This is a genomic window from Isoptericola sp. NPDC055063, assembly GCF_053608125.1.
In genome coordinates this window covers 20,458-27,009 of record NZ_JBSGUW010000022.1, presented here as the reverse complement: position 1 = coordinate 27,009, position 6,552 = coordinate 20,458, and the positions used below count along the sequence as shown (strand labels likewise).

General features: G+C 73.9%; 6 protein-coding genes. 5 read left to right on the top strand and 1 reads right to left on the bottom strand.

Annotated features, from left to right (window positions below):
- Positions 1–127 precede the first annotated feature (127 nt).
- The 4 genes from gcvT to ACWF41_RS20780 all read left to right on the top strand — a co-directional run bounded on the left by gcvT (position 128) and on the right by ACWF41_RS20780 (position 2,882).
- Entirely contained in the window at positions 128–1,294 is a 1,167-nt protein-coding gene (gene gcvT, locus ACWF41_RS20795; RefSeq protein ID WP_380327135.1) for a glycine cleavage system aminomethyltransferase GcvT, read from the top strand.
- A gap of 199 nt (positions 1,295–1,493) precedes the next feature.
- On the top strand, positions 1,494–1,862 hold the full coding sequence (gene gcvH, locus ACWF41_RS20790) for a glycine cleavage system protein GcvH (RefSeq protein ID WP_380327138.1): 369 nt from the start codon (positions 1,494–1,496) through the stop codon (positions 1,860–1,862).
- A 250-nt stretch (positions 1,863–2,112) separates the two neighbouring features.
- Positions 2,113–2,358 carry a helix-turn-helix domain-containing protein gene (locus tag ACWF41_RS20785; RefSeq protein WP_380324554.1) on the top strand — a complete coding sequence of 82 codons (246 nt, stop codon included), beginning with the start codon at positions 2,113–2,115 and terminating at the stop codon, positions 2,356–2,358.
- A gap of 89 nt (positions 2,359–2,447) precedes the next feature.
- The gene (locus tag ACWF41_RS20780; protein WP_380324551.1) at positions 2,448–2,882 is read left to right on the top strand and encodes a (deoxy)nucleoside triphosphate pyrophosphohydrolase; all 435 of its coding nucleotides are present in this window, start codon (positions 2,448–2,450) and stop codon (positions 2,880–2,882) included.
- Here ACWF41_RS20780 and ACWF41_RS20775 read toward each other — a convergent pair.
- Positions 2,872–3,453 carry a P-loop NTPase family protein gene (locus tag ACWF41_RS20775; RefSeq protein WP_380324548.1) on the bottom strand — a complete coding sequence of 194 codons (582 nt, stop codon included), beginning with the start codon at positions 3,451–3,453 and terminating at the stop codon, positions 2,872–2,874. The two genes, ACWF41_RS20780 and ACWF41_RS20775, sit on opposite strands and share 11 nt — an antisense overlap.
- Positions 3,454–3,692: 239 nt before the next feature.
- Between ACWF41_RS20775 and ACWF41_RS20770 the strand changes: the two genes are divergently transcribed.
- The gene (locus tag ACWF41_RS20770; protein WP_380324545.1) at positions 3,693–6,548 is read left to right on the top strand and encodes an FAD-binding and (Fe-S)-binding domain-containing protein; all 2,856 of its coding nucleotides are present in this window, start codon (positions 3,693–3,695) and stop codon (positions 6,546–6,548) included.
- Positions 6,549–6,552 lie beyond the last annotated feature (4 nt).

Below are 6,552 nucleotides of genomic sequence, written 5' to 3'. Positions count from 1 at the left end.
TTCCGAGGCGAACCCCCCCCCCCCCCCTTGACTGTTGGGGGTGTGTGTTCCCCCCCCCTTCACCAAAAAAACAGACCAAACCCCCCCCCCACAACACTCGACCCGGGACACACCGAAGGGAGCCTCGATGGCCGAGGACCAGCAGGACACGACGCAGGACCAGCACACGCCGCTGCACGACGAGCACGTCGCGCTGGGCGCCAGCCTCACCGGGTTCGGCGGATGGCTGATGCCGCTGCGGTACACCTCCGACCTCGCGGAGCACCGCGCGGTGCGGGAGGCGGCGGGACTGTTCGACCTGTCGCACATGGGGGAGATCCACCTCGAGGGCCCGGGCTCCGGCGCGGCGCTCGACGCCGCCCTCGTGGGCAACGCGAGCGCGATCGGCGTCGGCCGGGCGCGCTACTCGATGATCTGCGCCGAGGACGGTTCCGTGCTCGACGACCTCATCGTGTACCGCCTGGCGGACGAGCACTTCCTCGTCGTCGCGAACGCCGGCAACGCGCCGCGCGTCGCGGCGGAGCTGGTGACGCGGGCCTCCGGGTTCGACACGACCGTCACCGACCGGTCGGCCGAGACGGCGCTGGTTGCCGTGCAGGGCCCGCGGGCGGAGGAGATCGTCGCCTCTCTCACGATCGCGGACGACGTCGACACGGTCCGCACCATGAAGTACTACGCCTCCGCGTCCGCCACCGTGGCGGGGATCGCGGTGCTCGTCGCCCGCACCGGATACACGGGGGAGGACGGCTTCGAGCTGTTCGTGCCCGCCGGGCAGGCTGTCGAGCTGTGGCGCGCGCTGCTCGCGGCGGGGGAGGGGCAGGGCCTGGTCCCGGCCGGCCTCTCCGCGCGCGACTCCCTGCGCCTCGAGGCCGGCATGCCGCTGTACGGGCACGAGCTCGACGAGACCACCACGCCGTACGAGGCGGGCCTCGGCCGCGTCGTGAAGCTCGACAAGAAGGGCGCGGACGGCGAGCCGCTGCCGTTCGTCGGCCGCGCCGCGCTCGCCGCGCGCGCACAGAGCGAGCCCGCCCGCGTCCTCGTCGGCCTGCGCGGCGAGGGCCGTCGCCCGGCCCGTGCCGGGTACGACGTCGTGCAGCGCGGCCTCGACGGGGCCGTGGGTGCCGTCGTCGGCCACGTGACGTCGGGCGCGCCGTCGCCCACGCTCGGCTACCCCGTCGCGATGGCGTACGTGACACCCGAGGTGTCCGCCGAGGGGACGGAGCTCGCCGTCGACGTCCGCGGCCGTGCCGAGCCGTTCGTCGTCGTCCGGCTGCCGTTCTACAAGCGCTCGTAGGACGATCGTCCTCGTCCACGGGCCCCACAAGCGCTCGTAGGACGATCGTCCTCGTCCACGGGCCCCACAAGCGCTCGTAGGACGATCGTCCTCGTCCACGGGCCCCACAAGCGCTCGTAGGACGATCGTCCTCGTCCGCAGCCCTACGAGCACCGCCATCCCGACCCCCCACGCTGAAGACCCCCGAAGGAGCACTCCCATGGCCGACTTCCCGCAGAACCTCCGGTACTCCGCCGAGCACGAGTGGGTGGACGACGCGTCCCCCGCCACGGTCGGCGTCACGTCCGTCGCCGCCGACGCGCTGGGCGACGTCGTCTACCTCGAGCTGCCAGAGGTGGGCGCGACGATCGAGGCGGGCTCCGTCGTCGGCGAGATCGAGTCCACCAAGTCGGTCTCCGAGCTGTACTCGCCCGTGAGCGGCACGGTGGTGGAGGTCAACCAGTCCGCGGTGGACGACCCGGCCGTGGTGAACGCCGACCCGTTCGGCGAGGGCTGGCTCTTCAAGGTCGACGTGACCGACCGCGGGGCCCTGCTGACGGCCGACGAGTATGCCGCCCAGGCGGGCTAAGGCTTTCCCAGATCTCGTGACCGAATCGTGATATTCGGGTCCGAAATGGGTTGATTGCCTGGGATAACCGCGCTGACCTGCGGCAACACGGCCGGCCGCGCCCCGTCGGAGGGCGCGGCCGGCCGTCGTCGTCGTCCGGCGGCAACTACCCGCAGAAAACCCGCGTCATGACAGGCGTGCCTTCCCTTCCTTATCCATGACGGCTTCCCCTGGTCGACCTTCGGTCGGCGGCCGTCGAGGAGGAAGAACGATGAGCACGATCGAACTCACGGGCCCGGTGACGAACCGTCTGCTGACGCGTCGCGAGCGGGTTGTCCTGTCCAACCTGTCCGAGGACGTCACCCTCGAGCAGATCGCGACCAAGCTGTTCGTCACCCGGAACACGGTGAAGTCGCAGGTTCGCAGCGTGTACCGCAAGATCGGCGTCTCCAGCCGGGCCGAGGCCGTCGCATGGGCGCGACAGGCTGGGCTCGGCTCCGGGCTCGGCGCGAGCTGAGGCGAAGTGGTGCGGGCCCCGCTCGACGACAGGGGAGGTCGTCGGTGCGGGGCTCTCGCACGTCCGGGGCCGGATGAAAGACTCGGGTCATGACTGCACGCCGCCTCGTGGTCGCCGCCGCGATCGTCGACGACCTCGACCGCCCCGCCCGCCTGCTCGCGGCGCGGCGGAGCCGGCCGGCGCACCTGGTGGGGCGGTGGGAGTTCCCGGGCGGCAAGGTCGACCCGGGGGAGACACCCGTCGAGGCGCTGCACCGCGAGCTGCGGGAAGAGCTCGGCGTGCGCGTGGAGCTCGGTCACGAGGTGACCGGTCCCGACGACGGCGGCTGGTTCATCACCGAGCGCCACGTGATGCGCCTGTGGTTCGCCGTCGTCACCGACGGCGACCCCGCACCCCTCGTGGAGCACGACGAGCTGCGCTGGCTGTGTCACGACGACCTGCTCGGCGTCGACTGGCTCGACGGCGACGTGCCGATCGTGCACGCGCTGGCCGGCACGCTCCAGGGGGCGGACGTCAGCCGGTAGGCGGGCCGGGGGTCGGGCGCGAGGCGATCCCGTGGGACCACGCGTCCACCTCGCGGCGGCTGCGCAGCCGCACGACCCGCACGTGCGGCGCCTCGACGGCGAGGCGCATGTCCAGCCCGCGCAGCTTGTGCCGGGTGCGCCAGGCCCACCGCAGGATGTGGTCCTCGTCGGTGAACAGGGTCCGCAGGGGCGGCTCGAGGTTCCCGTTCCACAGCTCGACGCGCCGGAGTCGCCGGCGCAGCGTGCGCCCCACGACCTGCCGCATGACGACGCGCACGGGCCGGTCGAGCCACACGAGCAGCTCCGCGCGCTCCAGGAGCAGCGGCTTGGCGACGGCGTACTGCCACTCGCTCACCCAGGCGTCCTGAGCGACGATCGCGCGGACGTCGTCCTCGAACTCCGGCCGAGGGATCCAGGCGGGCCCGTGGTGCAGGCTGTCGAGCTCGGTGTACGGCAGGTCGAGCGCGGCGGTCAGGCGCCCGGCGAGCGTCGTCTTGCCCGCGCCCGACGTACCGGCGATGAGGATGCGCCGCGGGGTCGCCGGCGGGGGAGGGGAGTCGTCGCGGGGCACGCGCAGAGACTACGGCGCGTCCGTCGTCGGGATGAAGAAGTTTGCCGTGCCGCTAGTACGGTAGCGAGAAAAGTGCCGACGTCGCGAAGGGGCGGAGCCGTGGACCGCGAGGCATCGTTGCAGCGGAGGCTCGGGAAGCCCACGGAGGTGCGGGGATGACGGCACGACCCACGACCGGCGGCATGCGGCGCCCGCGACAGAGCCCACGACAGAGCCCACGACCGGGCCCACGACCGAGCGTGGACGGCGCGGGCTTCGAGCTGCGCACGGACCTGCTCAGCCGGGTGGCGCACGCCCACGACGCGTCGCACTACCTGCTGCGCCCGGAGGCGGTGGCGCGCGCGCACGACCTCGACGGCGTGGTCGCGGCGATGCGGGAGGCGAGCCGGCGCGGGCTGCCGGTGACGTTCCGCTCGGGCGGCACGAGCCTGTCGGGGCAGGCGTCGGGCGCGGGGATGCTCATCGACACGCGCACTCGGTTCACGCGCGTGGAGGTGCTGGACGGCGGCGAGCGGGTGCGCTGCCAGCCGGGCGCGACGCTGCGGCTGGTGAACGGGCACCTCGCCCGGCACGGCCGGCGCCTCGGGCCGGACCCGGCGAGCGAGATCGCGTGCACGGTCGGGGGAGTGGTCGCCAACAACTCGTCGGGGATGTCGTCGGGCACCACCCGCACGGCGTACCGCACGGTCGAGTCGATGACGGCGGTGCTGGCGAGCGGCACGGTCGTGGACACGGGCGCCCATGACGCCGACGCGCGGCTCGCTGCCCTGGAGCCCGACCTGCACCGAGGCCTCGCGGAGCTGCGCGACCGGGTGCGCGGCAGCGCGACGATGCGTGCGGAGGTCCAGCGGCAGTTCGCGATGAAGAACACCATGGGCTACTCGGTGAACGCGCTGCTCGACCACGACGACCCGGTGCGGATCCTCGAGCACCTCATGATCGGCTCGGAGGGCACGCTCGGCTGGGTCGCGGACGTCACGTTCCGCACCGTGCCGCTGCTGACGAGGGTCGCGACGACGCTGCTCGTCTTCGACTCCCTGGAGCGGGCCACGGACGCCCTGGTGCCGCTCGGCGCGTCCGGGCCGGAGGCGATCGAGCTCATGGACGCGGCGTCCCTGCGTGTCGCGGCGGCGGACCCGAAGGCCGACCCGTCGATGCGGGCGCTCGCCCGCGGCGCGGGCATCACCGGCCAGACGGCGCTGCTCGTGGAGTACCGCGCCGCCACCGACGACGGCCTCGCGCCCCTGCAGGACGCCGCCCGCGCCGTCGTCGACGGGCTCACGCTCGAGCTGCCGGCCGCCCTCACGAGCGACCCCGCCACCCGCGAGCGCCTGTGGCGCGTGCGCAAGGGCCTGTACACGGCGGTCGCGGGCGCGCGGCCGGCCGGGGCGACGGCGCTGCTGGAGGACGTCGTCGTCCCCGTCCCCGACCTGACCGCGACGGTCCGCGACCTGGGCGGGCTGTTCGCCCGCCACGGGTACGACGACGCGGTCACCTTCGGGCACGCGAAGGACGGCAACCTGCACTTCATGATCACGCCGCGGCTCGGCGACGCCGCCGAGCTGGACCGGTACGCGGCCTTCAGCGACGACCTCGTCGACCTGGTCCTCGGCCACGGCGGCTCCCTCAAGGCGGAGCACGGCACGGGCCGCATCATGGCGCCGTTCGTGCGCCGCCAGTACGGCGACGACCTGTACGCCGTGATGCGCGAGATCAAGCGCCTGTTCGACCCGCGCGGCGTGCTCAACCCGGGCGTGATCATCACGGACGACCCGTCCGAGCACCTGCGCGACCTCAAGGTGGAGGCGTCGGCCGGCGGGGAGGACGCCGCCCTCGTGGACCGCTGTGTGGAGTGCGGCTACTGCGAGCCGGGCTGCCCGTCGCGCACCGTCACGACGACGCCCCGCCAACGCATCGCCCTCCTCAAGGAGCTGGCCGTGGCACCGCCGGAGGAGCGGGCGGAGCTGCAGCGCGCCTACGAGTACTGGGGTGTGCAGACCTGCGCGGCGGACTCGATGTGCGTCGAGGCGTGCCCGGTCGGCATCGACACGGGCGTCGTCATGAAGGGGCACCGCGCGCGGTCCAACCCGGCCCTCGTGCAGCAGGGCGGCGAGGCGCTCGCGGGCAGCTGGGGTCCGGTGGTGGACGTGCTGCGCGGCGCGCTGGGCGTGGTGCAGAAGGTGCCCACCCCGGTGGTGCGGGCGGCGTCGGAGGTGGCGCGCGGCATCGTCGGGACGGACGTCGTGCCGAGGGTCGACGCCGACTTGCCCGGCCCCGGCCCCCAGCGCGAGGAGGACTTCCTGGCGGCCGCGGACGGTGGCGCGCCGCGCGCGGTGCTGTTCGCGTCCTGCATGGGGGAGCTGTTCGCGCCCGCGGATGGCGGGCTTCCCGGCGGCGGGGGCGCGGTGGGCGCCGAGGCCGCGTTCCGCGCGCTGTGCGAGCGGGCGGGGATCGGGCTCGCCGTCCCGGAGGGAATCGGCGGGCTGTGCTGCGGCACGCCGTGGGTGAGCAAGGGCCTACCCGACGGCGCGGCGCGGATGGCGCGGCAGGTGCTGGACGCCCTGTGGACGGCGACGCGCGGCGGCGAGCTGCCCGTCGTGTGCGACGCGTCGAGCTGCACGCACGGGCTGGTCGAGACGCCGCACCACCTGGCCGGAGAGGATGCCGAGCGGTTCGCGCGGCTGCGCATCGTCGACGCCGTGACGTTCGTGCGCACCGACGTGCTGCCGGCGCTCGCGGAGCGCGGGGTCGAGATCGCGACGCAGGACAGCGTCGTCGTGCACCCGACCTGCGCCACCGTGCACCTGGGCGCGGTGGACGACCTGCGCGCCGTCGCGGCCGCCGTCGCCGACGAGGCGGTCGTGCCCGCCGCGTGGGGGTGCTGCGGGTTCGCGGGCGACCGCGGGATGCTGCACCCCGAGCTCACGGCGGCCGCCACGCACGCCGAGGCGACCGAGGTGCTCGCCGGCGGCCGGGCGGACGCGTACGTGTCCAACAACCGCACGTGCGAGATGGGGATGACGCGCGCCACCGGCCGTGACTACGTCCATGTCCTGGAGCTGCTGGAGGCGGCGACGCGGTCCGCGGCAGGATGACGAG